The sequence below is a fragment of the Streptomyces sp. NPDC000983 genome (assembly GCF_040299205.1).
GTDB lineage: Bacteria > Actinomycetota > Actinomycetes > Streptomycetales > Streptomycetaceae > Streptomyces.
The window spans coordinates 67330-92781 of sequence record NZ_JBEPBM010000024.1; the positions used below are offsets into that span (position 1 = coordinate 67330).

Annotated in this window: 26 protein-coding genes; 7 read left to right on the forward strand and 19 right to left on the reverse strand. The window is 73.7% G+C overall.

The window, feature by feature from the left end; genetic code table 11:
- Positions 1-4: 4 nt before the first annotated feature.
- A complete protein-coding gene (locus ABT296_RS25465) occupies positions 5-700 on the reverse strand; it encodes a polysaccharide deacetylase family protein (protein ID WP_502977319.1) in 696 nt (231 codons plus the stop codon).
- Between the two features lie 23 nt (positions 701-723).
- On the reverse strand, positions 724-1662 hold the full coding sequence (locus ABT296_RS25470) for a polysaccharide deacetylase family protein (protein WP_351930962.1): 939 nt from the start codon (positions 1660-1662) through the stop codon (positions 724-726).
- A gap of 90 nt (positions 1663-1752) precedes the next feature.
- Between ABT296_RS25470 and ABT296_RS25475 the strand changes: the two genes are divergently transcribed.
- Complete coding sequence (locus tag ABT296_RS25475) at positions 1753-2919, forward strand: THUMP-like domain-containing protein (RefSeq protein ID WP_351930963.1); 1167 nt, start codon at positions 1753-1755, stop codon at positions 2917-2919.
- Position 2920: 1 nt separating this feature from the next.
- Here ABT296_RS25475 and ABT296_RS25480 read toward each other — a convergent pair whose 3' ends face one another.
- The 5 genes from ABT296_RS25480 to ABT296_RS25500 all read right to left on the reverse strand — a co-directional run bounded on the left by ABT296_RS25480 (position 2921) and on the right by ABT296_RS25500 (position 8391).
- Positions 2921-4210 carry an RNA polymerase sigma factor gene (locus ABT296_RS25480; protein WP_351930964.1) on the reverse strand — a complete coding sequence of 430 codons (1290 nt, stop codon included), beginning with the start codon at positions 4208-4210 and terminating at the stop codon, positions 2921-2923.
- Between the two features lie 51 nt (positions 4211-4261).
- Complete coding sequence (locus ABT296_RS25485; RefSeq protein ID WP_351930965.1) at positions 4262-4618, reverse strand: YciI family protein; 357 nt, start codon at positions 4616-4618, stop codon at positions 4262-4264.
- Positions 4619-4717: 99 nt separating this feature from the next.
- Positions 4718-5767 carry an LCP family protein gene (locus tag ABT296_RS25490; RefSeq protein WP_351930966.1) on the reverse strand — a complete coding sequence of 350 codons (1050 nt, stop codon included), beginning with the start codon at positions 5765-5767 and terminating at the stop codon, positions 4718-4720.
- 74 nt (positions 5768-5841) lie between these two features.
- Entirely contained in the window at positions 5842-7227 is a 1386-nt protein-coding gene (locus ABT296_RS25495; RefSeq protein WP_351930967.1) for a glycoside hydrolase family 10 protein, read from the reverse strand.
- A 99-nt stretch (positions 7228-7326) separates the two neighbouring features.
- Positions 7327-8391 carry a LacI family DNA-binding transcriptional regulator gene (locus ABT296_RS25500; RefSeq protein WP_351930968.1) on the reverse strand — a complete coding sequence of 355 codons (1065 nt, stop codon included), beginning with the start codon at positions 8389-8391 and terminating at the stop codon, positions 7327-7329.
- A gap of 121 nt (positions 8392-8512) precedes the next feature.
- Between ABT296_RS25500 and ABT296_RS25505 the strand changes: the two genes are divergently transcribed.
- Positions 8513-10813, forward strand: a complete 2301-nt coding sequence (locus ABT296_RS25505; protein ID WP_351930969.1) for a beta-xylosidase/alpha-l-arabinosidase — start codon at positions 8513-8515, stop codon at positions 10811-10813.
- 19 nt (positions 10814-10832) lie between these two features.
- Positions 10833-11342 carry a hypothetical protein gene (locus ABT296_RS25510; RefSeq protein WP_351930970.1) on the forward strand — a complete coding sequence of 170 codons (510 nt, stop codon included), beginning with the start codon at positions 10833-10835 and terminating at the stop codon, positions 11340-11342.
- Here the strand turns inward: ABT296_RS25510 and ABT296_RS25515 are convergent.
- Genes ABT296_RS25515 through tsaB form a run of 4 tightly spaced genes read right to left on the reverse strand, consistent with a single transcriptional unit; the run spans position 11293 to position 13796 of the window.
- Positions 11293-11550 (reverse strand): hypothetical protein, encoded by a 258-nt coding sequence (locus ABT296_RS25515; RefSeq protein WP_351930971.1) that lies wholly within the window; start codon positions 11548-11550, stop codon positions 11293-11295. The genes ABT296_RS25510 and ABT296_RS25515 overlap by 50 nt on opposite strands.
- Positions 11547-12632, reverse strand: coding sequence for a tRNA (adenosine(37)-N6)-threonylcarbamoyltransferase complex transferase subunit TsaD (tsaD, locus tag ABT296_RS25520; protein WP_351930972.1), 1086 nt, complete (start codon positions 12630-12632; stop codon positions 11547-11549). The genes ABT296_RS25515 and tsaD overlap by 4 nt, the downstream gene beginning before the upstream one ends.
- Entirely contained in the window at positions 12625-13122 is a 498-nt protein-coding gene (rimI, locus tag ABT296_RS25525; protein WP_351931008.1) for a ribosomal protein S18-alanine N-acetyltransferase, read from the reverse strand. Before rimI ends, tsaD begins: the two co-directional genes overlap by 8 nt.
- Positions 13123-13139: 17 nt before the next feature.
- Entirely contained in the window at positions 13140-13796 is a 657-nt protein-coding gene (gene tsaB, locus ABT296_RS25530; RefSeq protein WP_351930973.1) for a tRNA (adenosine(37)-N6)-threonylcarbamoyltransferase complex dimerization subunit type 1 TsaB, read from the reverse strand.
- A 108-nt stretch (positions 13797-13904) separates the two neighbouring features.
- Here tsaB and ABT296_RS25535 point away from each other — a divergent pair, with 108 nt between their 5' ends.
- A complete protein-coding gene (locus ABT296_RS25535) occupies positions 13905-14453 on the forward strand; it encodes a hypothetical protein (protein WP_351930974.1) in 549 nt (182 codons plus the stop codon).
- A 96-nt stretch (positions 14454-14549) separates the two neighbouring features.
- Here ABT296_RS25535 and ABT296_RS25540 read toward each other — a convergent pair whose 3' ends face one another.
- From ABT296_RS25540 to ABT296_RS25560, 5 genes are all read right to left on the reverse strand, one after another.
- Positions 14550-14711: a hypothetical protein gene (locus ABT296_RS25540; protein WP_351930975.1), complete on the reverse strand. Its 162-nt coding sequence runs from the start codon at positions 14709-14711 to the stop codon at positions 14550-14552.
- 165 nt (positions 14712-14876) lie between these two features.
- Positions 14877-15383 carry a tRNA (adenosine(37)-N6)-threonylcarbamoyltransferase complex ATPase subunit type 1 TsaE gene (tsaE, locus tag ABT296_RS25545; protein WP_351930976.1) on the reverse strand — a complete coding sequence of 169 codons (507 nt, stop codon included), beginning with the start codon at positions 15381-15383 and terminating at the stop codon, positions 14877-14879.
- Entirely contained in the window at positions 15355-16572 is a 1218-nt protein-coding gene (locus ABT296_RS25550) for an alpha/beta fold hydrolase (protein WP_351930977.1), read from the reverse strand. Before ABT296_RS25550 ends, tsaE begins: the two co-directional genes overlap by 29 nt.
- A gap of 42 nt (positions 16573-16614) precedes the next feature.
- Positions 16615-17793, reverse strand: coding sequence for an alanine racemase (gene alr, locus ABT296_RS25555; RefSeq protein ID WP_351930978.1), 1179 nt, complete (start codon positions 17791-17793; stop codon positions 16615-16617).
- A gap of 48 nt (positions 17794-17841) precedes the next feature.
- Entirely contained in the window at positions 17842-18717 is an 876-nt protein-coding gene (locus tag ABT296_RS25560) for a L,D-transpeptidase family protein (RefSeq protein WP_351930979.1), read from the reverse strand.
- A gap of 347 nt (positions 18718-19064) precedes the next feature.
- Between ABT296_RS25560 and ABT296_RS25565 the strand changes: the two genes are divergently transcribed.
- Genes ABT296_RS25565 through ABT296_RS25575 form a run of 3 tightly spaced genes read left to right on the forward strand, consistent with a single transcriptional unit; the run spans position 19065 to position 21443 of the window.
- Positions 19065-19436 carry a holo-ACP synthase gene (locus ABT296_RS25565; protein WP_351930980.1) on the forward strand — a complete coding sequence of 124 codons (372 nt, stop codon included), beginning with the start codon at positions 19065-19067 and terminating at the stop codon, positions 19434-19436.
- A 22-nt stretch (positions 19437-19458) separates the two neighbouring features.
- Entirely contained in the window at positions 19459-20910 is a 1452-nt protein-coding gene (locus ABT296_RS25570) for an NAD(P)H-hydrate dehydratase (protein ID WP_351930981.1), read from the forward strand.
- Positions 20911-20954: 44 nt separating this feature from the next.
- Entirely contained in the window at positions 20955-21443 is a 489-nt protein-coding gene (locus ABT296_RS25575; protein WP_351930982.1) for a hypothetical protein, read from the forward strand.
- A 64-nt stretch (positions 21444-21507) separates the two neighbouring features.
- On the opposite strand, the gene glmS is transcribed toward ABT296_RS25575, so the two are convergent.
- From glmS to ABT296_RS25590, 3 genes are all read right to left on the reverse strand, one after another.
- On the reverse strand, positions 21508-23355 hold the full coding sequence (gene glmS / locus ABT296_RS25580) for a glutamine--fructose-6-phosphate transaminase (isomerizing) (protein ID WP_351930983.1): 1848 nt from the start codon (positions 23353-23355) through the stop codon (positions 21508-21510).
- Between the two features lie 123 nt (positions 23356-23478).
- Positions 23479-24297, reverse strand: coding sequence for an ABC transporter permease (locus tag ABT296_RS25585; RefSeq protein WP_351930984.1), 819 nt, complete (start codon positions 24295-24297; stop codon positions 23479-23481).
- Positions 24294-25310 carry an ATP-binding cassette domain-containing protein gene (locus ABT296_RS25590; RefSeq protein ID WP_351930985.1) on the reverse strand — a complete coding sequence of 339 codons (1017 nt, stop codon included), beginning with the start codon at positions 25308-25310 and terminating at the stop codon, positions 24294-24296. The genes ABT296_RS25585 and ABT296_RS25590 overlap by 4 nt, the downstream gene beginning before the upstream one ends.
- Between the last annotated feature and the right edge of the window lie 142 nt (positions 25311-25452).

A 25452-nucleotide genomic window follows, 5' to 3' on the forward strand; every position in this document is an offset into this window, starting at 1 on the left:
CGGATCAGAGGTAGTCCTCCAGGCGGCCCGGGCGCAGACCCGCCTCTCGGATCTCCGCCAGCAGGCGTTCGGTCCGTTCGACCAGGGGCAGGCCCGTCGGATCCATGGAGGGCAGGGCGACGATGTCGCCGGGGCGCAGGCGGCGGGGGGCCTCGGTGAAGGCCAGGCGGCCGGAGGGGGTCATCGTCGCCCGCCACAGCACCACCGCCGCGATGCCGCAGTCGGCCGCCGCGCGGAGCGTGGTGGTGTCGTACGTGCCGTGCGGCGGGCGGAAGAGGCGGGGACGGATGCCGAAGCGGGCGCCGAGCTTGTCCTGCTGGCCGCAGATCTCGGCGCGCTGCCCGGGATAGGGCAGACCGCGCAGGGCGGTGTGGTCGAGGGTGTGGTTCTGGATCGTGGCGCCCACCGCGCGCAGCCGGGCGAAGTGCGCGTAGCCCGGTCCGGCGACGCTGTCGGTGAGGAACATGCCGACGGGGAGCCGCCGTTCGCGCACCAGGTCGACGAAGCGGGGGTCCCGTTCGGCGCCGTCGTCGTAGGTGAGGAAGACGACCGGGTCGCGGGTGGCGACCCGGTCCACGACCGGCGGGCGCGGGTACGGCCGGGACGCCTGCGCCGAGGCGTGGGCGGACCGGCCGCCGGGGCGGTCGGAGGGGCCCGCGGCCCGGGCGCAGCCGGCCGCCAGGAGCACGGCCGCGACCATCGCGGCGAGCGGACCCCGGGGCCTCACAGGTAGTCCTCCAGCCTGGCCACCGCGTACCCCTCGGCGGTGATCCGGTCGAGGAACCGGCGGATCATGTCGGTCATCGTGCCCTTCCAGTGCTGCTTGCCGCGGAAGTGGCTGAGCACGATGTCGCCGGCGTGGATCTCCCGGTCCCACTCGCGGTACTCCCAGCGGTCGACGAAGACCTCCTCGTTCCACAGGGGCGCGTGGGTGATGCCGCAGGACTTGGCGGCGCGCAGGGTGTCGCGGTTGTAGTTGCCGAAGGGCGGGCGGAAGAGGACCGGGCGCTTGCCGTAGCGCTTCTCGATCACGTCCTGCATGCCGCAGATCTCGCGCTTCTGGCGGGCGTAGGACAGGCCCGGCAGATAGGGGTGGTGGAGGGTGTGGTTGTGCAGGCCGACGCCCGCGCGCTGCATCCGCGCGAAGTAGCCGTAGTCCTCCTTGACCAGGTAGTCGCTGAGGAAGGCCGTGTAGGGGATCCTCAGCTCGCTCATCATGCGCAGGAAGGCGGGGTCCTTCTCGGCGCCGTCGTCGATGGTGAGGAAGACGATCTTCTCCTCGGTGGGGATCGTGGTGAAGACCGGCGGGAGCTTGTCCGCGGTGTGGTCGTCGACCTCGAAGCCCTTGCGGGTGGCGATCCTCGGCTTCTTCGCGGGGGGCGCGGGGGCGACGAGCGGGACCCGGGCCAGCTTCCAGCGCTTGGCGGTGGCGGCCCGGGCCGCGGCGGAGGCGCGCAGCTTGGCGGCGTAGGCGTCCAGGGCGCGGGCGGGCGGCGCCTGGAGGGGCTGCTGCCGGCCGGGGGCGGGGCGGGCCTCGGCGGAGGGGGCGTCGCTCTGCGCACAGCCCGAGACGAGGGCGGCGGCGGTCAGCGCGGCGAGCCCGCCGCGCACCCACACCCCCCGAAGTGCACGATTTTTATCGTTTTGTACGACTGCTCGCATGGGGCCGGATCCTCCCAGGCCCCCGCCCCCGCACCGGGCCGACACCGCCACCGCGGGCGCGCCGTCCACCGACTGGCCCACAATGACCCGGTGAACGACCTCGCTCCCCTCCTCACCCCCGAGGGCCGCGCCCTCCTCGACGCGGTGCGCGGCACCGCCCCGGCCGACGAACTCGCCGTGGCCACCAGGCTGCGCCGGGACCACCCCGCCGAGCTGGTGTCGGCGGCGCTCGGACAGGCCCGGCTGCGCACCCGGGCGGAGGCGAAGTTCGGGGCCGAGGACGCGCGGCGGATGTTCTTCACCCCCAACGGCGTGGAGCAGTCGACCCGGTCGAGCGTGGCGGAGTACCGGGCCGGGCGGCTGCGGGAGCTGGGCGTCACCTCGGTCGCCGACCTGTGCTGCGGGATCGGCGGGGACGCGATCGCGCTGGCCCGGGCCGGTGTCCGGGTGCTGGCCGTGGACCGGGACCCGCTGACCGCCGCCGTGGCCCGCGCCAACGCCGAGGCCCTCGGGCTCGCCGAGCTGATCGAGGTGCGCGAGGCGGACGTGACGGAGGTCGCCACCGACGGCTGGGACGCCGTGTTCGTGGACCCCGCGCGGCGCGGCGGCCGGGGTCGGATCTTCGACCCCGAGGCGTACTCGCCGCCGCTCTCCTGGGCCGTACAGGCCGCCGCGAAGGCCCCGCACGCGGCCCTGAAGGTCGCTCCCGGCATCCCGCACGAGGCCGTGCCGGCCGGGGCCGAGGCGGAATGGATCTCGGACGGCGGGGACGTGAAGGAGGCCATGCTGTGGTTCGGCACCGCGCCGGGGGCGATCCGGGCGACCCTCCTCCCGGGCCCCCGCACGCTCCTGTCCCGCTCCCTGCCCGACCCGGCGGTCCGCCCGGTCGGCCGGTTCCTGTACGAGCCGGACGGCGCCGTCATCCGCTCCCACCTGGTCGCCGAGGTGGCCGAGGAACTGGACGGCGGCCTGATCGACCCGACCATCGCCTACGTCACCGCCGACGAGCACCGGCCCACGCCGTACGCCACCGCCTACGAGATCACCGATCGACTGCCCTTCAACGTCAAGCGGCTGAAGGCGCTGCTGCGGGAGCGCGGGGTCGGGATCCTCACCGTCAAGAAGCGCGGCTCGGCCGTCGAGCCGGAGGAACTGCGCCGGAAGGTCAAGCCGCAGGGCCCGAACGCGGCGACGGTGTTCCTGACCCGGGTCGCCGGAGCACCGACGATGCTCGTCGGCCACCCGGTCGGGGGCTGAACTAGCCGCAGTCCTCGGCCCGTTGCTTGAGCAGGACGCGTTCGCGTTCGTTGTGGGTCAGGGCGGCCGCCCGTTCGAACTCCGTGCGGGCCTCCGCCGCACGGCCCAGGCGCCGGAGCAGGTCGCCGCGGACGCTGGGCAGCAGGTGGTAGTCGCGCAGGGCGGGTTCGCCGGCCAGGGCGTCGACGATCTCCAGCGCGGGGGCCGGGCCGTCCGCCATCGACACCGCCACGGCCCGGTTCAGCTCGACCACCGGGGAGGGCGCGCGGACGGCGAGCAGGGCGTACAGCGTGGCGATGGAGCGCCAGTCGGTCTCCTCGTAGGTGTGGGCGCGGGCGTGGCAGGCGGCGATGGCCGCCTGGAGGGCGTACGGGCCGGGGGGACCGTCCGCGGTGGCCTCGGCGCGGCCCAGGGCCTGGATGCCGCGGGCGATCAGCATGCGGTTCCAGCGGCCGCGCTGCTGGTCCTTCAGGAGCACCGGGGCGCCGTCCGGTGCGGTGCGGGCGGCGGCGCGGGACGTCTGGAACTCCAGCAGCGAGGTCAGGCCGTGCACCTCGGGCTCCTTCGGCATCAGTCCCGACAGCACCCGGGCCAGGCGCAGGGCGTCCTCGCACAGGGCGGGGCGCAGCCAGTCGTCGCCGGCGGTGGCGGCGTACCCCTCGTTGAAGATCAGGTAGATGACGTCCAGCACCGAGCCGAGGCGGGCCGCGCGGTCGGGGCCGTAGGGGACCTCGAAGGCGATGTTCCGGGTGGCGAGGGTGCGTTTGGCGCGGACGATGCGCTGGGCGACCGTCGGCTCGGGCACCAGGAAGGCGCGGGCGATCTCGGGCGTGGTGAGGCCGCCGAGCAGGCGCAGGGTGAGGGCGGTGCGGGCCTGGGTCGACAGCACCGGGTGGCAGGTGGTGAAGACGAGGCGGAGCAGGTCGTCGTCGATGTCGTCCGGCCCCGAGGGCTCCTCGGGGGCCACGGTGGTGTCCAGCGAGCGGCCGACCTCGGCGAGTTTGCGGGCGTAGTTCTCGCGGCGCCGGACCAGGTCGACGGCGCGGTGCCGGGCCGTGGCCGTCAGCCAGGCGCCGGGGTTGTCCGGGACCCCGTCGCGCGGCCACTGCTCCAGCGCGGCCACCAGGGCGTCCTGCGCGAGTTCCTCGGCGAGGCCGACGTCCCGGACGATCCGGGCGACGGCGGCGACGATCCTCGGGGACTCGATGCGGAAGACGGTCTCTACGGCACCGCGGGGGTCCGCGGCGGTCTCTACGGCACCGCGGGGGTCCGCGGCGGGCTGTGAGGTCACAGCCCACCATGCAACACCCCCGCGCGGCCGGGTCCAAGCGGAAGAGGGGGCTCAGCCCTCGGCGATCTCCCGCACCTCGCAGGTGACGGTCCAGTGCGCCTCGTGGACCCGCAGGAAGCGCTTGGTCCACTCGATCGCCTCGGGCCGGTCCTTGCACTGCATCAGCGCGTACCCGCCGACGACCTCCTTGGCCTCGGTGAACGGCCCGTCGGTGACGGAGGTCTCGCCGCCCTCGTAGCGCACCCTGGCGCCCTGGGCGGTGGGGGTGAGCCCGGCGGTGTCGAGCAGCACCCCGGCCTTGGTCATCTCCTCGATCAGCTCGCCCATACGCCGCATCAGGTCCTCGCTGGGGCCCTCGGCGGGGGCGGTCTTCTCGTCGATCTGCACGAGCGACAGGTAGCGGGGCATGGTGACTCCTCGGGTGCGGTGCGGCGGGGTCCCTCCCCGCCTCTCACCCCTGCGTCGAACGGCGGCCGCCCTGATCGACACACCCCCGGAAATAATTCTTCAGCGCAGCGACTCCCACAGCTCGCCGGCCTCCGGCTCGTCCGCGACCACCCGGTTGGCATCCGACGGCGCCGGCACGACGGGCATCGTGACCGTCCGTACGGCGTCCGCCGACAGGCCCCGGAGGCTGCGGCCCAGGCGCGTCAGCTCGGTCAGGGAGTCCAGCCCGGTGTCCGTGGTGAGGCTGCCGGTGACGGCGTCGGCGACCCGGTACAGCTTGGCGGGGTCGGTGAGCAGGCCGGCCGAGGAGATCTGCTCCAGCAGCGCCTTCACCAGCAGTTGCTGGAGCCCTATCCGGCCCAGGTCGCTGCCGTCGCCTATGCCGTGCCGGGTGCGGGCGAGGGCGAGGGCCTGCTCGCCGTCGAGGTGGTGGGTGCCCGCGTCCAGGGTGAGGTGGCTGTCCTCGTCGTCGATGTCCTCCTCGGTGGTGACGGTGACCCCGCCGAGCGCGTCCACCAGCCGCGCGAAGCCCGCGAAGTCGATCTCGACGTAGTGGTCCATGCGGACGTCGGTGAGCGACTCGGCCGTCTTCACCGCGCAGACCGGACCGCCCACCGCGTAGGCGCTGTTGAACATCGCCCCGTGGGCGACCGAGGTGTTCTCCCCGTCCTCCAACGGGCAGGACGGGCGGGTGACGAGGGTGTCCCGGGGGATGCTCACGACCGTCGCCGCGGACCGGCCCGGGTCCAGGTGCACCACCATCGCCGTGTCCGAGCGCGCTCCCCCGCTCTCCCCGCCGCCGAGCGCCCGGTTCTCCGCGCCGCTGCGCGAGTCGGAGCCCAGCACCAGGATGTTCAGGGCCTCGGTGGGCAGTTCCTCCGCCGGGGCGGTGGCCGTGGGCGACGGGGTCGCCTTCGCCGGCCGGTTGTCGCCGAGCGCGCTGTCGATGTCGACGCTCGTGATGTTGTCGTTGAGGCGCCAGTACGCCCAGCCCGCCGCCGCGGCGGCCAGGACCAGCGTCCCCGCGAGAGTGAGGCCGACGGCCTTCAGCGCTCGCGACCGCCGGCCCACTCTTCTGCTCTCGTCCCCGTTCGTCCCGTCTCCGCTCACAAGACAGGAACATAAGTCCGAATTATTACAACGAGCCTACGCGGGACCGCTTTCTTGGGGATTTCTCAGATTTCTCAGCCCAGGGTCACCGTCGGCACCGGGTTGCCGCCGCTCCAGGACGCGTTGAACCCGAAGGTCACCGAACCCCCGTCCGGCACGGTCCCGTTGTAGGAGGCGTTGACGCAACCGACCGCCGTCCCGGACTGGGTGCAGGTCGCGTTCCAGGACTGCGTGATCCGCTGCCCGGCACCGTAGGCCCAGGTCGCCTTCCAGGAGGACAGCGAGGCCCCGTCGCAGGCGATCCGCACCTGCCCGGTGAACCCGGAGTTCCACTGGTTGACGACGCTGTACGTCGCCGTGCAGGCCCCCGTCGGCGGCGTGGACGTCCCGCCGAGCGCCTCCGCGATGGCGCCGTACGCCGGTTTCGGCGCGAAGTTCTCGTCGTACGGCGTCGCCGCGCCCTGCCCGGGGAACGTGGACGGGATCCAGGAGTCGGAGTCGGTGAACCCCCAGACGGTGACGCCGACGCACCGGGCCACGGCGACGCAGGCGCTGACGACCTGCCGGTACTCGGTGGCCTGCTGGGCCAGCTTGGCGCTGTCCGAGGGCAGGTTCATCCGGATGTCCAGCTCGGTGACGGCCACGTCGAGACCGAGGTCGGCGAAGCGCTGGATGTTCTGCTGGAGCGTGGAGGGGACCTGGCCGAGGATCAGGTGGGCCTGGAGTCCGACGCCGTCGATCGGGACGCCGCGCGCCTTGAGGTCCCGGACCAGGTTGTACAGGGCGGTGGACTTCGCGTTGACACCCTCGACGTTGTAGTCGTTGATGTACAGCTTGGCGCTCGGGTCGGCGGCGCGGGCCGCGGTGAGCGCCTCGGCGATGTAGTCGGCGCCGAGGCCGTTGTACCAGAGGGTCTGGCGGTAGGTGCCGTCCTCGTTGAACGGTTCGTTCACCACGTCCCAGGTGGCCAGGCGCCCCTTGTAGCGGCCGACCTCGGTGGCGATGTGATCGGTCATCAGCTGACGCAGCTCGGCCGTCGTCCAGGTGCCGTTCGTCAGCCAGCTCGGGTTCTGGCTGTGCCAGACCAGGGTGTGGCCGCGCACCTCCTGGCCGTTGGCCTCGGCGAAGTTCACGATCTGGTCGGCCTCGGCCCAGTTGAAGCTGCCCCGGGTGGGTTCGACCGAGCCCCACTTCATCGCGTTGCCGGGGGTCAGCGCGTTGAACTCACCGGCGGCGATCTCGCCGTAGGTGCCGGTCAGTTTGGAACCGGTGACGGCGGTTCCGATGACCTTTCCCTCGGCGGCGGCGAGATCGCGCAGCGGGAGGTCGGCGGCGTGCGACGGGGGTGCGCCGAGGAGCAGCGCGAGGCCGGCGACGAGGGACGTCAGGGACAGGGCGGTGCGCAGTGCTCTCGGTGCCTGCGGTGCTCTCGGTGCCTTGAGTGCTCTCGGTGCTCTCATTGCGGGTGCCTCCGAAAGTTTCGAAAGTTTCGGTGGTGCAACCGATTGACTTCGGAGCAGTCTGGGGCGCACCCGATCGCCCGTCAATACAGGGGCCCCTCACACCCCGGCAGGCGCGGCCGTACTGCTGCGCACCACCAGACTCGTGGCCAGTTCCACCCTGGTCGCCACCGGGTCCGCGCCGTCCCGCGCGAGGTCCAGCACCAGCCGGGCCGCCGCCTCGGCCATCTCGGTCAGCGGCTGGCGCACGGTGGTCAGCGGCGGACCCACCCAGCGCGCGACCGGCAGATCGTCGAAACCGACCACGCTCAGGTCCTCCGGCACCCGCAGGCCCAGTTCACGGGCGGCCTCGTACAGGCCGAGCGCCTGGAGGTCGTTGCCGGCAAAGACGGCGGTGGGCCGGTCCGGGCCGCGCAGCAGCTTCAGGCCCTCGCGGTAGCCGGTCTCGTGGTGGAAGTCGCCGGGCCGGATCAGCGCCGGGTCGACCGGCAGCCCGGCGGTCTCCAGGGCGGCCCGGTAGCCGTCGACCCGGGCACGGCTGCACATCATCCGCGAGGGGCCGGTGAGCGCGCCGATCCGGGTGTGCCCGAGTTCGACCAGGTGCCGGGTGGCGGCGAGCCCGCCCTGCCAGTTGGTGGCCCCGATCGACGGCACGTCCGCGCCCGGGTCGCCCGCCGGGTCCATCACCACGAACGGGACGGACCGGCTGGTGAGCAGCGCCCGCTGGGACTCGTCGAGGCCGGACAGCACCAGGATCACTCCGTGCGGGCGGCGGGCGGCCACCTGGTCCGCCCAGGTCCGCCCCGGGGTCAGCCGTCCCGCGCTCTCGCTGAGCACCACGCTCAGACCGGAGTCCCGGGCGACGTTCTCCACGCCCCGGATGACCTCCATCGCCCAGGCGCTCTCCAACTCGTGGAAGACCAGGTCGATCAGGGGCGAGCGGCTCGCCTCGGCACGCCGGCGCCGGTAGCCGTGGTCCCGCAGCAGCCCCTCGACGCGGCTGCGGGTGGCGGGGGCGACATCGGCTCTGCCGTTGAGGACCTTCGAAACAGTCGGGGCCGAGACGCCGGCCTCGCGGGCGATCTCGGCGAGCGTCGCGGTCTGCGCGGACCGCCCTGTCGCGCGGGCCGGCGTCGGGGTTTCAGCGGGCTCGGAGGGTGTCATGGCGGCGATCGTATCCCCGCGCCCCCTCTTGACGAACCCTTCGCCCGACGCCTAGGTTCCCGGAACATTCGAGGTGAATTACGAAACATTCGAGAGTGGCATCCGCCCCGACAGGAGTTTCATGACCACCGCCCCCTGGCGCGACCCCGCTCTGCCCGCCTCCGCCCGCGTCGACGACCTGCTCTCCCGGATGACCCTGAAGGAGCGGATCGCCCAGCTGTACGGCGTGTGGGTGGGCGCCGGAGCGGACGGCGACGGAGTCGCGCCCCTGCAACGGGAGATGACCGCGGAGCACGACTGGGACGAGCTGGTCACCCACGGCCTCGGCCAGCTCACCCGCCCCTTCGGCACCGCCCCCGTCGACCCGGAGGTCGGCGCGCGGGCGCTGGCCCGGGCGCAGCGGCGGATCGCGGCGGCCGGACGCTTCGGCATCCCCGCCCTCGCCCACGAGGAGTGCCTGGCCGGCTTCACCACCTGGCGGGCCACCGCCTACCCGGTGCCGCTGGCCTGGGGAGCCGCCTTCGACCCGCCGCTGGTGGAGGAGATGGCCCGGCGCATCGGCCGGGACCTGCGCTCGGTCGGCGTCCACCAAGGGCTCGCGCCGGTCCTGGACGTCGTACGCGATCCGCGCTGGGGGCGGGTGGAGGAGACCATCGGGGAGGACCCGTACCTGACCGGCACGATCGGCGCCGCCTATGTGCGGGGCCTGGAGTCCGCCGGGGTGATCGCGACGCTCAAGCACTTCGCCGGGTACGCCTCCTCGGCGGGCGCCCGCAACCTCGCGCCGGTGCGGGCGGGCGTGCGCGAGTTCGCCGATGTGACGCTGCCGCCGTTCGAGACGGCGCTGCGCGAGGGCGGGGCGCGCAGCGTGATGGCCGCGTACACCGAGACCGACGGCGTCCCCGCCTCGGCGGACCCCGGCCTGCTCACCGAACTCCTGCGGGAGGAATGGGGGTTCACCGGGACGGTCGTCGCGGACTACTTCGGCATCGGCTTCCTGAAGACCCTGCACCGGGTGGCGGGCAGCGACGCCGAGGCCGCGCACGCGGCCCTGCGGGCCGGGATCGACGTCGAGCTGCCGACCCTCAAGTGCTACGGCGAACCGCTGCTGGCGGCGGTCCGGGCGGGCGAGGTCCCCGAGGAGCTGGTGGACCGGGCGGCCCGCCGGGTGCTGCTCCAGAAGTGCGAACTGGGCCTGCTGGACGAGGACTGGGACCCCGAGCCGACGGGCCCCGTCGACCTCGACTCCCCCGCGGGCCGCGACCTGGCCCGGCGGCTGGCGGAACGGTCGGTGGTACTGCTCGACAACCCCGGCGGCGTGCTGCCGCTGGCGCCGGACGCCAGGGTCGCGGTCGTCGGCCCGCGCGCCGCCGACGCGCTGGCCATGCTGGGCTGCTACTCCTTCCCCTCCCATGTCCTCACCCACCACCCCGGCGTGCCGACCGGCATCGACATCCCGACCGTCCTCGACGCGCTGCGCACCGAACTCCCGGACGCCAAGGTGACGTTCGCCGAGGGCTGCGGGGTGTCCGACCCCGACACCTCGGGGTTCGAGGAGGCGGTGGCGCGGACGGCCGAGGCCGATGTGTGCGTGGCCGTACTGGGCGACCGGGCGGGGCTGTTCGGGCGCGGCACCTCGGGCGAGGGCTGCGACGTGACGGACCTGCGGCTGCCCGGCGCACAGGGCGAGCTGCTGGACGCGCTGGTGGCCACGGGGGTCCCGGTGGTGCTGGTGCTGCTGACCGGCCGCCCCTACGCCCTCGGCCGCTGGCACGGCCGCCTCGGCGCGGTCGTCCAGGCGTTCTTCCCGGGCGAGGAGGGCGGCCCGGCGCTCGCGGGGGTCCTGTCGGGGCGGGTCAACCCCTCGGGACGGCTCCCGGTGAGCGTGCCCAGGGAGCCCGGCGGCCAGCCGTGGACGTACCTCCAGCCCCCACTGGGCCTGGCCGGCGAGGTCAGCAACCTGGACCCCACCCCGCTGTACCCCTTCGGACACGGGCGCTCGTACACCGACTTCACCTGGGAGCCGGAGGCCGGTTCGGCGGAGGCGGAGATCGACACGGACGGCACCCACGAGACGGCCGTCACCGTCCGCAACGACGGGGACCGCGCGGGCGCCGAGGTGGTGCAGCTGTACCTGCACGACCCGGTGGCCTCGGTGACCCGGCCGGACGTCCGGCTGATCGGCTACCAGCGGGTGGAACTGGCCCCCGGGGAGAGCCGCCGCGTGGCCTTCCGCTTCCACCCGGACCTCTCGGCGTTCACCGACCGTTCGGGCCGACGCGTGGTCGAACCCGGCCTGCTGGAACTACGGTTGGGAACGTCCAGCGCGGAAGTACTGCACACGGCCCACCTGAAGCTCACCGGCCCGGCCCGGGTCCTCGGCCCGCACCGCCGGCTCGTGTGCGAGGCGGTGGTGTCCTGAAGCCCAGGGGGAGGGCGCGATGGAGAGGTACGTCCACCGTGAACCGCGCACCGCCGTCGCGGCGTTCGCCGCGGTCGCGGTCAGTGCGCCGGTGACCTTCGCCGTCCGGGGAGAACTGGTCGCCCCGGGCGCGGTGCCGTTCTTCACGCTCGGCCTGATCGCCTGCGCCGCGGTGGCCACGCAGTTGTCCCGGTTCAAGTGGCTGAGCCGGGTGCTGGGCTTCGAGACGGCACAGCCCCTTGAAGGGCCGCCGCCCCGGGCGTCCCTGCGCCGACTCCCGCTCCACCTCGGGCTGTTCGCCGTGATGACTGCGCTGACGCTCGGCGTGGCGCTCGCCTGGGAGCCGTTGGTCGCGCTGACCCCGCTGTGGCTGGGGACGATGTGGCTGGGCGAGGCGGGGCCGGCCGCCACCTGGGAGCGCGCCAACGGCAAGGTGCTGTGGCGGGGGCACGACCGGGAGGAGCCCTGGCGGTTGTCCGTCAGCCCCCGGCCACCGACTCGAACCGCCAGCGGTGTACGGCCCGGGTGACCAACTCGCCGTCGGGCTCGGGCAGTTCCGGCAGTTCGGCGTCGTAGTCGGCGTCCCACCAGGTGATCACCAGGATCCGGTCCTGCGGGGCCCGGAAGGTCTCCCGGCGCAGCGGGGTCCCGGCGAGCGGCTGCCGCGCGGCCCAGGCCAGCAGGTCCTCGCCCCGGCCCGCCACGGCCCGCGCCTCCCACATCAGGGCGACGGTCACGAGTACAGGTTCTCCTTGCTGACCTCGTGCACATGGTCGTGGCCGGGGACGTGCGGCTCGGTCACCGGCAGCGAGGAGTCCGCCGACAGGTCCCAGCTCGACGCGGGCCGGTTGCGCGCGACCATCTCCGCGCCCAGGGCCGCGACCATGGCGCCGTTGTCCGTGCACAGCTTGGGACGCGGCACCCGCAGCCGGATGCCGGCCGCCTCGCAGCGCTCCTGGGCCAACGCCCGTAGCCGGGAGTTGGCGGCCACCCCGCCGCCGATCATCAGGTGGTCGACGCCCTCGTCCTTGCAGGCCCGCACGGCCTTGCGGGTCAGCACGTCCACGACCGCCTCCTGGAAGGAGGCCGCCACGTCCCGCACCGGCACCTCCTCCCCCGCGGCCCGCCTGGCCTCGATCCAGCGGGCCACGGCCGTCTTCAGACCGGAGAAGGAGAAGTCGTACGCCGCGTCCCGGGGACCGGTGAGCCCGCGCGGGAAGGCGATCGCGGCGGGGTCGCCCTCGCGCGCGTAGCGGTCGATGACGGGACCGCCGGGGAAGCCCAGGTCGAGCACCCGGGCGATCTTGTCGAAGGCCTCGCCGGCCGCGTCGTCGATGGTGGCGCCCATCGGACGGACGTCGGAGGTGATGTCGGTGGAGAGCAGCAGCGAGGAGTGGCCGCCGCTCACCAGCAGCGCCATGGTCGGCTCCGGCAGCGCGCCGTGCTCCAGCTGGTCCACGCAGATGTGCGAGGCGAGGTGGTTGACGCCGTAGAGGGGCTTGCCGAGCGCGTAGGCGTACGCCTTCGCCGCCGAGACCCCGACGAGCAGGGCGCCGGCCAGACCCGGACCGGCGGTCACCGCGATGCCGTCCAGGTCCCGGGCCGTGATCCCGGCCTCCTTCAGCGCGCGGTCGATGGTCGGCACCATCGCCTCCAGATGGGCCCTGGAGGCCACCTCCGGAACGACCCCGCCGAAGCGGGCGTGCTCGTCGACGCTGGAGGCGATGGCGTCGGCCAGCAGGGTCGTACCGCGCACGATGCCGACGCCGGTCTCGTCGCAGGAGGTCTCGATCCCCAGGACCAGGGGTTCGTCAGCCATGGATCTCTGTTCCTTGTTCGGAGGTGGAACCCGCGGCGGTGCCGCCGTCGGAACCGGTGGTCAGGCGCATCACGAGGGCGTCCACGTTGCCCGGCTGGTAGTAGCCGCGGCGGAACCCGATGGCCTCGAAGCCGTGGCGCTCGTACAGCTTCTGGGCGCGGACGTTGTCGATCCGGCACTCCAGCATCACTTCGGCGCACTCGAACGCGGTGGCCGCGCGCAGCAGTTCGGTCAGCAGCCGGCTCCCGAGGCCGGTGCCCCAGTGGTCGGGGGCGGCCGCGATGGTCTGGATGTCGGCCAGGTCCCCGGCGGCCGCGAGCCCCGCGTACCCGACGATCCGGGTGCCGTCGACGGCGACGACGTACCGCCGGGTCGCCCCGGGCCCGCGGGCGTGGGCGATTTCGGACCAGAACATCCCCCGCGACCAGGCGTCCTCCGGGAAGAGCGTCTTCTCCAGCTCCAGCACGGCGTCAATGTCCCACCAGCGCATCTCGCGCAGCACCACTGTCACTTGGGGGTGACCACCTTGTAGTTCTTGGGTACCTGGGCGTCGGGCCGGCGCAGGTACAGCGGCCGCGGCTCGGACAGTTCCTCCCCGGCGGCCAGCCGTTCGGCGGCGAGGGAGGCCAGCGCCGCCGCGGAGACGTGCTCGGGCTCGTGGGCCTTGGGGAAGGTGTCGGGGTAGAGCAGCGCGCCCGCGCCGACCGCGGGCAGCCCCGCGACCCGCTCGGCGATGTCGGCGGGCCGGTCGACCTCGGGGCCGGTCAGGCGGGTGCGGGAGTCGGCGTAGGTGGCCCAGTAGACCTCCTTGCGCCGGGCGTCGGTCGCCACGACGAAGGGGCCGCGGTCGATGTCGGCGGCGTAGGCGAGCCCGTCGAGGGTGCAGACCCCGTGCACGGGGACGCCGAGCGCCAGCCCGAAGGTGTCGGCGGTCATCAGACCGACCCGCAGCCCGGTGTACGGGCCCGGCCCGGTCCCCACGACGATCCCGGTGACGGCGTCGAGCTTGAGACCGGCCTCGGCGAGGACCCGGTCGACGGCCGGCAGCAGCAGCTCGCCGTGACGGCGGGCGTCCACCTGGCCGGAGGAGGCGATCACGTCGGTTCCGTCGTGCAGGGCGACGGTGACGGCGGGGGTGGCGGTATCCAGAGCGAGCAAGAGCACGCAAACAGCCTACGGCTCCCCGCGCCGGAGCACGGCCGCCCCGGAGGAGCCGTCACCGACTGCTACGGTCGCCGGGACGCGCGACGTACGACGACGAGGTGGGTGACGGTGGCAATCAGCAGCTCCGGACTGGTGACCGGGCTCACCACGGCGGCCCTGGTGACCGTCGGCGTTCTCGCCTACCAGGCGTCCGCGAACGTCCCGTCCGGCCTCGGCTCCGACGCGGGCGCCGCGGCGGCGGCGATCACCAAGGCCCCGCGCGACGAGGCGCACCCCACGGCCCTGCCCCCGGCCTCCGGCAGGGGTGAACGGGTCGTGTACTCGGTGGACGACGACCGGGTGTGGCTGGTCGGCGAGGACGGCGGGGTGCGGCGCACCTTCACGGTGACCCCGGGCACGGTCGACCCGGCGCCGGGCGTCTACGCCGTCACCTCCCGCTCGAACACGGTCACCGGATCAGATGGCGTCCCCGTCGAGCACGTGGTCCGCTTCGCCAACGTCGCGGGAGTCGCCGTCGGCTTCAGCGCGGCCGTGGACGACACCCCGCCCGACCCGTCCCGGACGGCCGCCACCGGCGGTATCCGGGAGTCCCGGGCGGACGGGGACGCGATGTGGAAGTTCGCGACGATCGGGCACAAGGTCGTCGTGATCCGCTGAGCCCGGCCCTCTCGGGCCGCTCGGCTCGGGGCCACCCGGCTCGGGCCGCTCTGCTCGGGCCGCTCTGCTCCGGCCGCTCCGCTCCGGTCGCCCCGCTCAGGCCGCTCTGCGGTCCTGCCCGGGCGCCGGCTCGGTTTTCGGTTCGGGGGCGCGCGGCGGTGTCGACACGGCGCTCGCCGCGGCGCACGAGGCCAGCAGCTCGCGCATGGACAAGGGGCGCGGACGCGGCTGCGGCGCGTCGCTCTCCGTGACCGGCATGGACGCCTCCTGGGATCCGGGGGCGGACGAAGTTAGGCACACCTAACTACGGGCTGGGTACCATGTGACCACGCCCGGGACGACCTGCGCAATATCTTGCCGACGTCTTGTCGGAATGTTCATCCGCGCCTGGAGCCCCGCCCGAGGCGGGACTCCCTCCGGCGCTCAGGCGGACAGCGCCGACAGACCCGCCCCGGCCCAGCGCTCCCCGAGCCCCGTCACCGTCACATGCCTGACCTCGTCGGTGGTGTCGCCCACGGCCCGGTGGATGACGATCCGCAGCCGGTCGTCGGTCAGCTCCTCGACCTTGCCCTCGCCCCACTCCACGACGATCACCGAGTCGGTCAGCGACACGTCGAGGTCCAGGTCCTCCATCTCGTCGAGCCCGCCGCCCAGGCGGTAGGCGTCGACGTGGACGAGCGGCGGGCCGTCCACGAGGGACGGGTGGACGCGCGCGATGACGAAGGTCGGCGAGGTGACCGCGCCGCGCACCCCGAGCCCCTCGCCGAGCCCCCGGGTCAGTGTCGTCTTGCCCGCGCCGAGCTCCCCGTTGAGCATCACGAGGTCGCCCGCGCGCAGCAGTTCGGCGAGACGGCGGCCCAGCTCCCGCATCTGCTCGGGGGAGGTGACGGTCAGCTCGGTCTCAGCCTGGTTGGGCGGTGCTGCTTCCATAGCCACCCACGGTAGCCCCTGCCGGGACCGCGCCCGCGCGGGTGAGCAGGTCGGCGAGGCGGTCGGTGACCACCTCGGGGTGTTCCAGCATCACCAGGTGCCCGGCGTCCGGGACCAGCACCAGTTCGGCCCCCGGCAGCAGGTCGGCGATGGCCTCGCTGTGCTCGCTGGGCGTGACCAGGTCCTTGACCCCGGCCAGCACCAGCACCGGAAGCTCCGTGAAGTGGGCGAGCGCCTCGGTCTTGTCGTGGTCGGCGAAGGCCGGGTAGTACTCGGCGACCACGTCGATCGGCGTCGCCTCGATCATCCGCTCGGCGAACCGCACCACCGCCGGATCGACGTCCCGGGAGGCGAAGGAGTACCGCTTGATGACCCCGGCGAACAGGTCGGCGGTCGCCCGGCGCCCCCGCTCCACCAGCTCGGCCCGCTGCCCGAGCGCCTTCAGCACACCCGGCAGGACCCGCCGTACCGCGTTGACGCCCGCGACGGGCAGTCCGAAGTTGACCTCGCCGAGCCGCCCGGAGGAGGTGCCCACCAGCGCGACGGCAACGGTCCGTTCCCGGATCAGCTCGGGGAACTGGTCGGCGAGCGCCATCACGGTCATCCCGCCCATCGAGTGCCCGACGAGCACGATCGGGCCCTCCGGCGCCGCGGCGTCCACGACGGCCTTCAGGTCCCGGCCCAACTGGTCGATGTCGACCGGCACACCGTCCTGCGCCTGCGCCACACCCCGCGCCGAGCGCCCGTGGCTGCGCTGGTCCCAGTGCACGGTCCGTACGACGCCCCGCAGCGCCGCCCGCTGGAAGTGCCAGGAGTCCTGGCTGAGGCAGTAGCCGTGGCTGAAGACGACGGTGACCGGGGCCGGCGCCTTGCGCCCGAAGAGCCGGCGCCGGCGCGGGGCGGACCCGCCCTCGGGCTCGACGTCGTCGACCTCGTAGTACAGCTCGGTCCCGTCGTCGGCGTACGCCTTGCCGGGCATCCCGCGCAGCGCGCCGTACGGGCCCGACGAGTCCAGCACCAGGCGGGCCTTCTGCCGCATGCCCCGGCCGACGGTCAGCCGCTCGATGGCGACACCGGCCGCCGCGCCCGCGGCGACGACACCTATCGCGGCACCGGCGAGACCGGTCGCCCGGCGCCAGTTGCCGGCGGAGGCGACCGCCGCGACGGCCTCCGCACTGCTCTCGCTCACGTACCGCTCCTCTTCGCCGGACTGCCGCGCACCGCCGTGCGGTCACCCAGTCTGTCGCTCGTTCACATAGACGCGGGGAACACGCGTTCCGATCCGGGTGACGATCTCGTACGCGATGGTGCCGGCGGCCTGCGCCCAGTCCTCGGCGGTCGGCTCACCGCCGTCACCGGGCCCGAAGAGCACCGCGCGCTCCCCCGGTTCGGGCTCGTCACCGCCCAGGTCCACCACGAACTGGTCCATCGCCACCCGCCCCGCGACGGTCCGCCACTTGCCGCCGACCAGCACCGGACCGGCGGAGGACGCGTGCCGGGGCACCCCGTCCGCGTACCCGACCGGGATGAGGCCCAGGGTGGTCTCACCGGGGGTGACGTAGTGGTGGCCGTAGCTGACGCCGTGGCCGCCGGGCACATGCTTGACCAGGGCCACCGAGGCCGACAGGGTCATCGCCGGCCGCAGCCCGAAGTCGGCGGGCGAGCCCAGCTCGGGGCTGGGCGAGACGCCGTAGACGGCGATCCCGGTGCGCACCAGGTCGAAGTGGCTGTCGGGGCGGGTCAGCGTGGCCGGCGAGTTGGCGATGTGCCGCACCTCGGGGCGCACCCCCTGCCCCTCCGCGTACGCCACCATCTCCCGGAACCGGTCGAGCTGGGCGTCGACGGAGGGGTGGCCGGGCTCGTCGGCGCAGGCGAAGTGCGACCAGAGCCCGGTCACCCGCAGCAGTCCGGCCCGCTCGGCGGCCAGCGCCGCGCCGACCATCGCGGCCCAGTCGTCCCCGGGCTGGCAGCCGCCGCGCCCGAGGCCGGTGTCGGCCTTGAGCTGCACCCGCGCCGGACGTCCGGCCGCGCGGGCGGCGGCGGTGACCTCGTCGAGGGCCCACATGTCGCTCACCGACACGTCGATCCGCGCCTCGATCGCCTCCCGCCAGGGCCCGCCCGGCGTCCACAGCCAGCACATGACCCGGACCTCGTCCGGCAGCCGCCCGTCGGCGCGCAGCGCGAGCGCCTCCTCGGGGGTGGCGGTGCCCAGCCAGGTCGCCCCCGCCTCGACCGCCGCGCGGGCGCACGGCAGCGCGCCGTGCCCGTACGCGTCGGACTTCACGACGGCCATCAGGGCCGCGTGCGGCGCCCGGGCGCGCAGGGCCCGCACGTTGGCGCGCACGGCGGCCAGATCGATCTCGGCGCGGGCCCGCAGGGGCGCGGTCCGCAGGGCTGCAGTTTCAGTCATGGCGCCCCCAGTGTCTCAGAGGGGTTCCGGACCCCGGTCGAGTGCGCCTTAGGTGCCGGGACGGCGGCCCCAGACGTGAACGCGGTCGCCGTTCTTCAGGACGTCCCAGAGCTTGCGCGCGTCGCCGAGGCGGAGGTTGACGCAGCCCATGGAGCCGACGGTCGTGTAGATCGTCCCGTAGACGGCGTGGAAGGCCTGTCCGCCGCTGAAGAACTGGGAGTACGGCATGGGCTGGCCGTACAGGGTCGATACGTGGTTCTTGTGCTTCCAGTAGACCTTGTGCGTGCCGGTACGGGTCCGGTACCCGGCGCGGCCGCTGCGCATGGGCATCGGGCCGAGGAGGACCTTGCGCCCCTTCTGCACCCAGGTCAGCTGCCGGTCGAGGTCGACGCAGGCCACGCGGTACGTCCGCACCGGGCACCTCCCGGCGGCGTTGGGGTTCTTCCGCGCGCCGATGAGCTGCATGGTCGCCCAGGTGACGGGCCCCGCGAAGCCGATCGCCGGCTTGATCCTCCGCTTGACCTGGAAGGCGCGGATCGCCCGGCAGTCCGCGGCGGACTGCCTGCCGTCCACCTTCAGCTTCAGCCACCGCTCGACCTGCCGCTGATAGGGCCCGGTCTGCTTGGTGCAGGTGACCCGCGTGACGGCGTCCCCGAGCGGCACGTACTCCACCGGCTCGTAGGCCCCCTCGACAGCACCCCGAGGCTCCACGGCGTCCTCCCGCGCACCTGGCACGTACACCCGGGGCGCCAACGCCTGATCAGGCGTGTCGAGCACCCGGAAGCGGGTCACCGCGCCGGGCACCAGCTCCTCCTCGGCCACCGACGAAGGCCCCGGCACGGCGACCGCGGCCCCGGTCGGCAGCGCGAGAACCGCCGCCATCAGGACCACGGCACCCCGGCAGGCGATACGCGAGCTGATCATGCGATCAGCGAAGCGCGGCCCCGCCCGCCCGGAGAACCCGCCGCGCGACGAGGTCCCCCAGACGTACGCACCCCACCAGCCCCCACCCCACCCCTTCCAGCCAGCCTGCGGGCAGCCGACCACCCCAGCCAGCCTGCGGGCAGCCGACCGCCGCCACAGGCTGTGGGCAGCCGACCACCACCGCAGGCTGTGAGCCGCCCCGCTCCACCAGGCTGTGGGCAGTCGGCCGCTCCACCAGGCTGTGGGCAGTCGTTCCGCAGGGCGGAACGGGTGGGCACAGCCGAACCCGCACCCGGCGGCGAGGCCCCCACCCCCACCGAACAGTCGCCGCCCGTAAGGTGCTCGCCATGAGCATCATCGGGGTCGGCATCGACGTGGCCGAGATCGACCGCTTCGCCGCATCACTGAACCGCACACCAGGCCTGGCACAACGCCTGTTCCTACCCAGCGAGTTGCAACTGCCCAGCGGCGAGCGCCGAGGCATCGCCTCCCTGGCCGCCCGCTTCGCCGCGAAGGAAGCCCTGGCCAAGGCACTCGGCGCCCCCGCGGGCCTGCACTGGACCGACGCGGAGGTCTACGTCGAGGACAGCGGCCGCCCCCGCCTACGGGTGACGGGCACGGTCGCCGCCAAGGCCGCCGAACTCGGCGTACAAACCTGGCACGTGTCGCTCAGTCACGACGCGGGCGTGGCCTCCGCCGTGGTGGTCGCGGAAGGCTGAGGACCGCGAGAGACTCGGCCCCATGCGGAGTGCGTACAGCGTTCAGACGGTCCGGGCGGCCGAACAGGAACTGATGGCGCGGCTGCCCGAGGGCACCCTGATGCAGCGCGCGGCGGCCGGACTCGCCGCGGCCTGCGCGGACCTCCTCGGCCGGGTGTACGGCAGCCGCGTCGTACTCCTGATCGGCAGCGGCGACAACGGAGGCGACGCGCTCCACGCCGGCGCCCGCCTCGCCCGCAGAGGCGCCGGCGTCACCGCGGTGACCCTGAGCCCGGGGCGCGCACACGCGGGCGGGCTCGCGGCACTGCGCCGCGCGGGCGGCCGGGAGACGGACCCCGAGGGGACCAAGGGGGCCGAGGCGGCCGAGAACCTGATCCGCCGAGCGGACCTCGTACTCGACGGCATCGTCGGCATCGGCGGCCGAGGCGGCCTGCGCCCGGACGCGGCACGGCTCGCCGAACTGGCCGCCCGGTCCCGGGCCGCCGTGGTCGCGGTGGACCTGCCGAGCGGCGTGGACGCGGACACCGGCCGGGTACCGGGCGCCGCGGTACGGGCCGACCTCACGGTCACCTTCGGCACCCACAAGCCGGCGCTGCTGATCGACCCGGCACGGGAGTACGCCGGGACCGTCCGGCTCGTCGACATCGGCCTGGAACTCCCAAAGACCGCCGAGCTGGAGGCGCTGCAGCACGCGGACGTGGCGCGGCTGCTGCCGGTGCCGGGCGCGGAGAGCGACAAGTACCGGCGGGGCGTCGTCGGAGTCGCGGCCGGGTCGGCACGGTACCCGGGGGCGGCGGTGCTGGCGGTCGCGGGCGCGCTGCGGGGCGGCGCGGGGGCCGTGCGGTACGTCGGCCCGGCGGGGGACGCGGTGCTGGCCCGCTTCCCGGAGACGCTGGTGTCGGACACCGGGCCGGCGAAGGCGGGCCGGGTGCAGGCATGGGTGACCGGACCGGGCGCCGGGGACGACGCGGCGCCGGTCGCCGAGGCCCTCGCCGCGGACGTACCGGTGCTGCTCGACGCGGACGGGCTGCGCCTGGCGGACCGGGACACGGTACGGGCCCGGACGGCCCCCACCCTGATGACCCCGCACGCCGGGGAGGCCGCGGCCCTGCTCGGCGTGGACCGCGCGGAGGTCGAGGGCGCCCGGCTCACGGCGGTACGCGAACTGGCGGACCGGTACCGGGCGACGGTGCTGCTGAAGGGCTCGACGACGCTGGTCGCGGACCCGGGGGCCGGCACGCCGGTGCGGGTGAACGCGACGGGCACGCCCTGGCTGGCCACCGCCGGCAGCGGGGACGTGCTGTCGGGACTGGCCGGCTCCCTGCTGGCCTCGGGCCTGGGGGCGCGCGACGCGGGCAGCGTGGCGGCCTATCTGCACGGCCTGGCGGGGCGGTACGCGGCGGACGGCGCCCCGGTGGGGGCGCAGGACCTGGCGGAGGGCATCACCCGGGCGTGGCGGGACGTCGGGGACTGAAAACCGGGTGCGTGCCGTCGCCACGGCCGCCTACCGTCGTGGACATGCGTGTGGTCTTCACCAAGGGTCCCGGAACGAGCTACGACATCGCCGTGCACCGGGAGAAGGGCGCCGCGCTCGCGCCGCGCAACGGCCCCGGCGGCCATCCCTACCTCCCCCACGACCTCGTGCACTTCCTGGTCGAGGCGGAGGCGGGCATCGCGCTCGGGGTCTACGGCCAGGTCGCCGCCGGCGACAACGGCCTGTTCTGGCCGGCCGACCCGGCGGAGCGGACCCGGGCCGCCCGGCACCGCAGGTCCAAGCGCCCCCGGTCCTCCCCCGCCGCCCGCGCCGACATGGCCAGGTCGGAGGAGCTGGCGGGGATCGCCGTACCGGTGTGGGAGGTCCGCAACGGCCACGCGGCACAGCTCCCGGCCTATGTGACGGTCCGGGAGCTGCCGCCGGTGGTCGACCGGATCGTGGCCCGGCTCGACGAGTACGCCGAGCGCTGGCACGCGCTCCCGGTGGGAGGGTCGCTCACCCTGACCTGGTGAGCGGCCCCCGCCACCCGTACCCGGCGAGCGACGCCCGCCACCCGTACCCGGCGAGCGACCCCCGCTACTCGACCGTCACCGACTTCGCCAGGTTCCGCGGCTGGTCGACCTCGTTGCCGCGGGCCGTGGCCAGCTCGCAGGCGAAGACCTGCAACGGCACGGTGGCCACCAGGGGTTGCAGCAGGGTCGGCGTCGCAGGGATGCGGATCAGATGGTCCGCGTACGGGGCCACCTCCTCGTCGCCCTCCTCCGCGATGACGACGGTCCGCGCCCCGCGGGCCCGGATCTCCTGGATGTTGGAGACCATCTTGTCGTGGAGGACGGACCGCCCCTTGGGCGACGGGACGACGACCACCACCGGCAGGTCGTCCTCGATCAGCGCGATCGGCCCGTGCTTCAGCTCGCCCGCCGCGAACCCCTCGGCGTGCATGTAGGCCAGCTCCTTCAGCTTCAGCGCGCCCTCCAGCGCCACCGGATAGCCGACGTGCCGGCCCAGGAACAGCACCGTCTTCTTGTCGGCGAGCGAACGGGCCAGCTCCCGCACCGGTTCCATCGTCTCCAGCACGCGCTCCACCGCGCCGGAGATCTCCGCGAGGTCCCGTACGACCGCCCGGATCTCGTCGCCCCATTTGGTGCCGCGGACCTGGCCGAGGTAGAGCGCCACGAGATAGCAGGCGACCAGCTGGGTCAGGAACGCCTTGGTCGAGGCGACGGCGACCTCGGGGCCCGCGTGCGTGTAGAGCACCGCGTCCGACTCGCGCGGGATCGTGGAGCCGTTGGTGTTGCAGACGGCCAGCACCCTGGAGCCCTGCTCCCGGGCGTGCCGCACCGCCATCAGCGTGTCCATGGTCTCCCCGGACTGGGAGATCGCGATGACCAGGGTCCGCGCGTCGAGGATGGGGTCCCGGTAGCGGAACTCGCTCGCCAGCTCCACCTCGCAGGGGATCCGCGTCCAGTGCTCGATGGCGTACTTGGCGATCAGTCCGGCGTGGAAGGCGGTGCCGCAGGCCACCACGACGACCTTGTGGATCTCGCGGAGTTCCGCCGCCGGGATGCGCACCTCGTCCAGGGTCAGCGAGCCGGCCGCGTCGATCCGGCCCAGCAGGGTGTCGGCGACCGCCTTGGGCTGCTCGGCGATCTCCTTGAGCATGAAGTAGTCGTAGCCGCCCTTCTCGGCGGCCGAGGCGTCCCAGTCGACGCGGTAGGTGCGGACCTCGGCCGGGCTGCCGTCGAAGCCGGTCACCGTCACCCCGTCCCGGCGCAGCTCCACCACCTGGTCCTGGCCCAGTTCGATGGCGGTACGGGTGTGGGCGATGAAGGCGGCCACGTCCGAGGCGAGGAACGCCTCGCCCTCGCCGACGCCCACCACCAGCGGGGAGTTGCGGCGCGCGCCGACGACCACGCCGGGCTCGTCCGCGTGCACCGCGACCAGGGTGAACGCGCCCTGGAGCCGTCGGCACACCTGGCGCATGGCCTCGGCGAGGTCCGCGCACGAGGAGAACTCCTCGGCGAGCAGATGGGCGACGACCTCGGTGTCGGTCTCCGAGGCGAGGTCGTGGCCGCGCTCGGCGAGTTCGGCCCGCAGCGACGCGAAGTTCTCGATGATGCCGTTGTGCACGACGGCCACCCGGCCCGCGTTGTCCAGGTGCGGATGCGCGTTGGCGTCCGTGGGCCCGCCGTGGGTGGCCCAGCGGGTGTGCCCGATCCCGGTGGAGCCGCTCGGCAGCGGGCGCTCGACCAGTCGCTTCTCCAGATTGACGAGCTTCCCGGCCCGCTTCGCGGCGGCGAGCCCGCCGTCCGCGAGCACGGCCACGCCCGCCGAGTCGTATCCCCGGTACTCCAGTCGCTTCAGCCCGGCCATCACGACATCGAGCGCCGACTGCGACCCCACGTATCCCACGATTCCGCACATGAGCGGCAGCCTACGATCGAATTCGCCACCGAACCGGGCACATCGTGCCCGATTTCGGAAATTCCTGGGCCCGATCGTCCGGCCGCGCTCAGGTACTGGCCCAGTCTCAGGTCTTGCCCGGTCTCAGGTCTTGGCCCGGTACGCCCGCATCGCCAGCGGATAGAACACGACCGCTATCCCGGCCGCCCACACCAGCGACCAGAGCACCGGCTGTGCCACCGGCCCGCCGAGCAGCAGCCCGCGGAAGGCGTCGGAGAGATGGGTCACCGGATTGACGTCGCTCCACGCCTGGAGCCAGCCCGGCATCGTGTCGACCTGCACGAAGGCACTGCTGGTGAAGGTGATCGGGAAGATCAGGGTGAACGCGAACGCCTGCACCTTCTCCGCGTCCCCGGCGAGCATCCCGATCAGCACCGCCGTCCACGACACGGCCGCCGCGAACACCATCACCAGCAGGGTGCCGAGCAGGAAGCCGTCGAGCCCGCCCGTGATCCGGAAGCCGAGCAGCAGCCCGAGACCGATCATCAGCAGCAGCGCCCACAGGTGCTTGGCGAGGTCCGCCGTGATCCGGCCGATCAGCGGCGCCGAGCGGGCTATCGGCAGGCTCCGCAGCCGGTCGAAGACGCCCTTGGTGAGGTCGGTGTTGAGCGCCATCGCCGTGTACATCGTCATGAACAGGGTGTTCTGCACGATGATCCCGGGCAGCGCGTACTTCAGATACGCCTCCGGGGACCCGGCCATCTGGCCGCCCAGGACGTAGGTGAACAGGAACACGAACATGATCGGCGTGATGCTGTAGTCGACCAGCTCCAACGGGTTGTGCTTGACCGCGACCAGACTCCGCCAGGCCATGGTGAAGGTCTGCTGGAGTCCCGCGAGCGGCCGCACCCGCCCGGACCGGGCACCGGGGGTGCCGGGGGCGGTGAGAGTCGTGGCGGTCATGTCCGGCTCACCTCCTTGCGCAGCTCGCCGTCCTCCCGGACGGACCCCTCCCCGTCGCCCTGCTCCTCCGGGGCACCGGCGGGCTCCGCCCGATGGCCGGTCAGGGCGAGGAACACCTCGTCCAGCGAGGAGCGGCGCAGCGCCAGCTCGCCCACCGCTATCCCCTCCCGGTCCAGGGAGCGCACCACGGCCGGCATCAGCTCGGGGTCCTTCACGGGCGCCGTGACCGTCTCGCCCTCGATCTGGGTCTGCGCGCCGGCCGCCCGGGCCACCACCGCGTGCACCCGCGCCAGCTCCCCCGCGACCAGCGGCCGCACCTGGAGCACCTGCCCGCCGACCTGCGACTTCAGCTCGTCCGGGGTGCCCTCGGCGATCACCCGGCCCTTGTCGATCACCACGATGTCGTCGGCGAGCACATCGGCCTCGTTCAGGTACTGCGTGGTCAGCAGGGCCGTCGCGCCGTCCGCCACCAGGCCCCTCAGCAGGTCCCACAGCTCCCCTCGACTGTGCGGGTCGAGGCCGGTCGTCGGCTCGTCGAGGAAGAGGATGCTGGGGCGCCCCACCAGGCTCGCGGCGAGGTCGAGCCGCCGCCGCATCCCGCCGGAGTACGTCTTCACCGCCCGCCCGGCCGCGTACGTCAGCTGGAAGCGCTCCAGCAGCTCCCGCGCCCGCGCCCTGGCCTCCCGCCGGGGCAGACCCAGCAGCCGGCCGATGAGCAGCAGGTTCTCGGTGCCGGTCAGGTTCTCGTCCACCGCGGCGTACTGCCCGGTCAGCCCGACCAGCGAGCGGACCGCGGCCGCGTCCCGCACGACGTCGTACCCGGCCACCCGGGCCCGTCCGCCGTCCGGCCGGAGCAGCGTCGCGAAGATCCGCACCGCGGTGGTCTTCCCCGCGCCGTTGGGGCCCAGCAGGCCGAGCACCGTGCCACGACGGGCCCCCAGATCGACCCCGGCCAGCGCCTCGGTCTCCTTGAACCGCTTGACCAGGCCTTCCGCCTCGATCGCGTACGTCATGGGTCACCCCTCGGGGTCGGTGGAGCCCGGGCTGGGCCCACCTCTCCCACAACTGTGACGCACGCCACTGACATTCCCCCCTTTGTCCCCGTAGGGCCGGAATGGGAAGCCGGGTGACGGATCCCACCTCACCGTCCGTTCG

What these genes read in the sequence shown, in the direction of transcription:
- ABT296_RS25465 (WP_502977319.1), bottom strand. Translation starts at nt 700, where the DNA reads ATGGTCGCGGCCGTGCTCCTGGCGGCCGGCTGCGCCCGGGCCGCGGGC.
- ABT296_RS25470 (WP_351930962.1), bottom strand. Translation starts at nt 1,662, where the DNA reads ATGCGAGCAGTCGTACAAAACGATAAAAATCGTGCACTTCGGGGGGTG.
- ABT296_RS25485 (WP_351930965.1), bottom strand. Translation starts at nt 4,618, where the DNA reads ATGCCCCGCTACCTGTCGCTCGTGCAGATCGACGAGAAGACCGCCCCC.
- ABT296_RS25495 (WP_351930967.1), bottom strand. Translation starts at nt 7,227, where the DNA reads ATGAGAGCACCGAGAGCACTCAAGGCACCGAGAGCACCGCAGGCACCG.
- ABT296_RS25500 (WP_351930968.1), bottom strand. Translation starts at nt 8,391, where the DNA reads ATGACACCCTCCGAGCCCGCTGAAACCCCGACGCCGGCCCGCGCGACA.
- ABT296_RS25505 (WP_351930969.1), top strand. Translation starts at nt 8,513, where the DNA reads ATGACCACCGCCCCCTGGCGCGACCCCGCTCTGCCCGCCTCCGCCCGC.
- ABT296_RS25510 (WP_351930970.1), top strand. Translation starts at nt 10,833, where the DNA reads ATGGAGAGGTACGTCCACCGTGAACCGCGCACCGCCGTCGCGGCGTTC.
- tsaD (WP_351930972.1), bottom strand. Translation starts at nt 12,632, where the DNA reads ATGGCTGACGAACCCCTGGTCCTGGGGATCGAGACCTCCTGCGACGAG.
- rimI (WP_351931008.1), bottom strand. Translation starts at nt 13,122, where the DNA reads ATGCGCTGGTGGGACATTGACGCCGTGCTGGAGCTGGAGAAGACGCTC.
- ABT296_RS25540 (WP_351930975.1), bottom strand. Translation starts at nt 14,711, where the DNA reads ATGCCGGTCACGGAGAGCGACGCGCCGCAGCCGCGTCCGCGCCCCTTG.
- tsaE (WP_351930976.1), bottom strand. Translation starts at nt 15,383, where the DNA reads ATGGAAGCAGCACCGCCCAACCAGGCTGAGACCGAGCTGACCGTCACC.
- alr (WP_351930978.1), bottom strand. Translation starts at nt 17,793, where the DNA reads ATGACTGAAACTGCAGCCCTGCGGACCGCGCCCCTGCGGGCCCGCGCC.
- ABT296_RS25560 (WP_351930979.1), bottom strand. Translation starts at nt 18,717, where the DNA reads ATGATCAGCTCGCGTATCGCCTGCCGGGGTGCCGTGGTCCTGATGGCG.
- ABT296_RS25565 (WP_351930980.1), top strand. Translation starts at nt 19,065, where the DNA reads ATGAGCATCATCGGGGTCGGCATCGACGTGGCCGAGATCGACCGCTTC.
- ABT296_RS25570 (WP_351930981.1), top strand. Translation starts at nt 19,459, where the DNA reads ATGCGGAGTGCGTACAGCGTTCAGACGGTCCGGGCGGCCGAACAGGAA.
- ABT296_RS25575 (WP_351930982.1), top strand. Translation starts at nt 20,955, where the DNA reads ATGCGTGTGGTCTTCACCAAGGGTCCCGGAACGAGCTACGACATCGCC.
- glmS (WP_351930983.1), bottom strand. Translation starts at nt 23,355, where the DNA reads ATGTGCGGAATCGTGGGATACGTGGGGTCGCAGTCGGCGCTCGATGTC.
- ABT296_RS25585 (WP_351930984.1), bottom strand. Translation starts at nt 24,297, where the DNA reads ATGACCGCCACGACTCTCACCGCCCCCGGCACCCCCGGTGCCCGGTCC.
- ABT296_RS25590 (WP_351930985.1), bottom strand. Translation starts at nt 25,310, where the DNA reads ATGACGTACGCGATCGAGGCGGAAGGCCTGGTCAAGCGGTTCAAGGAG.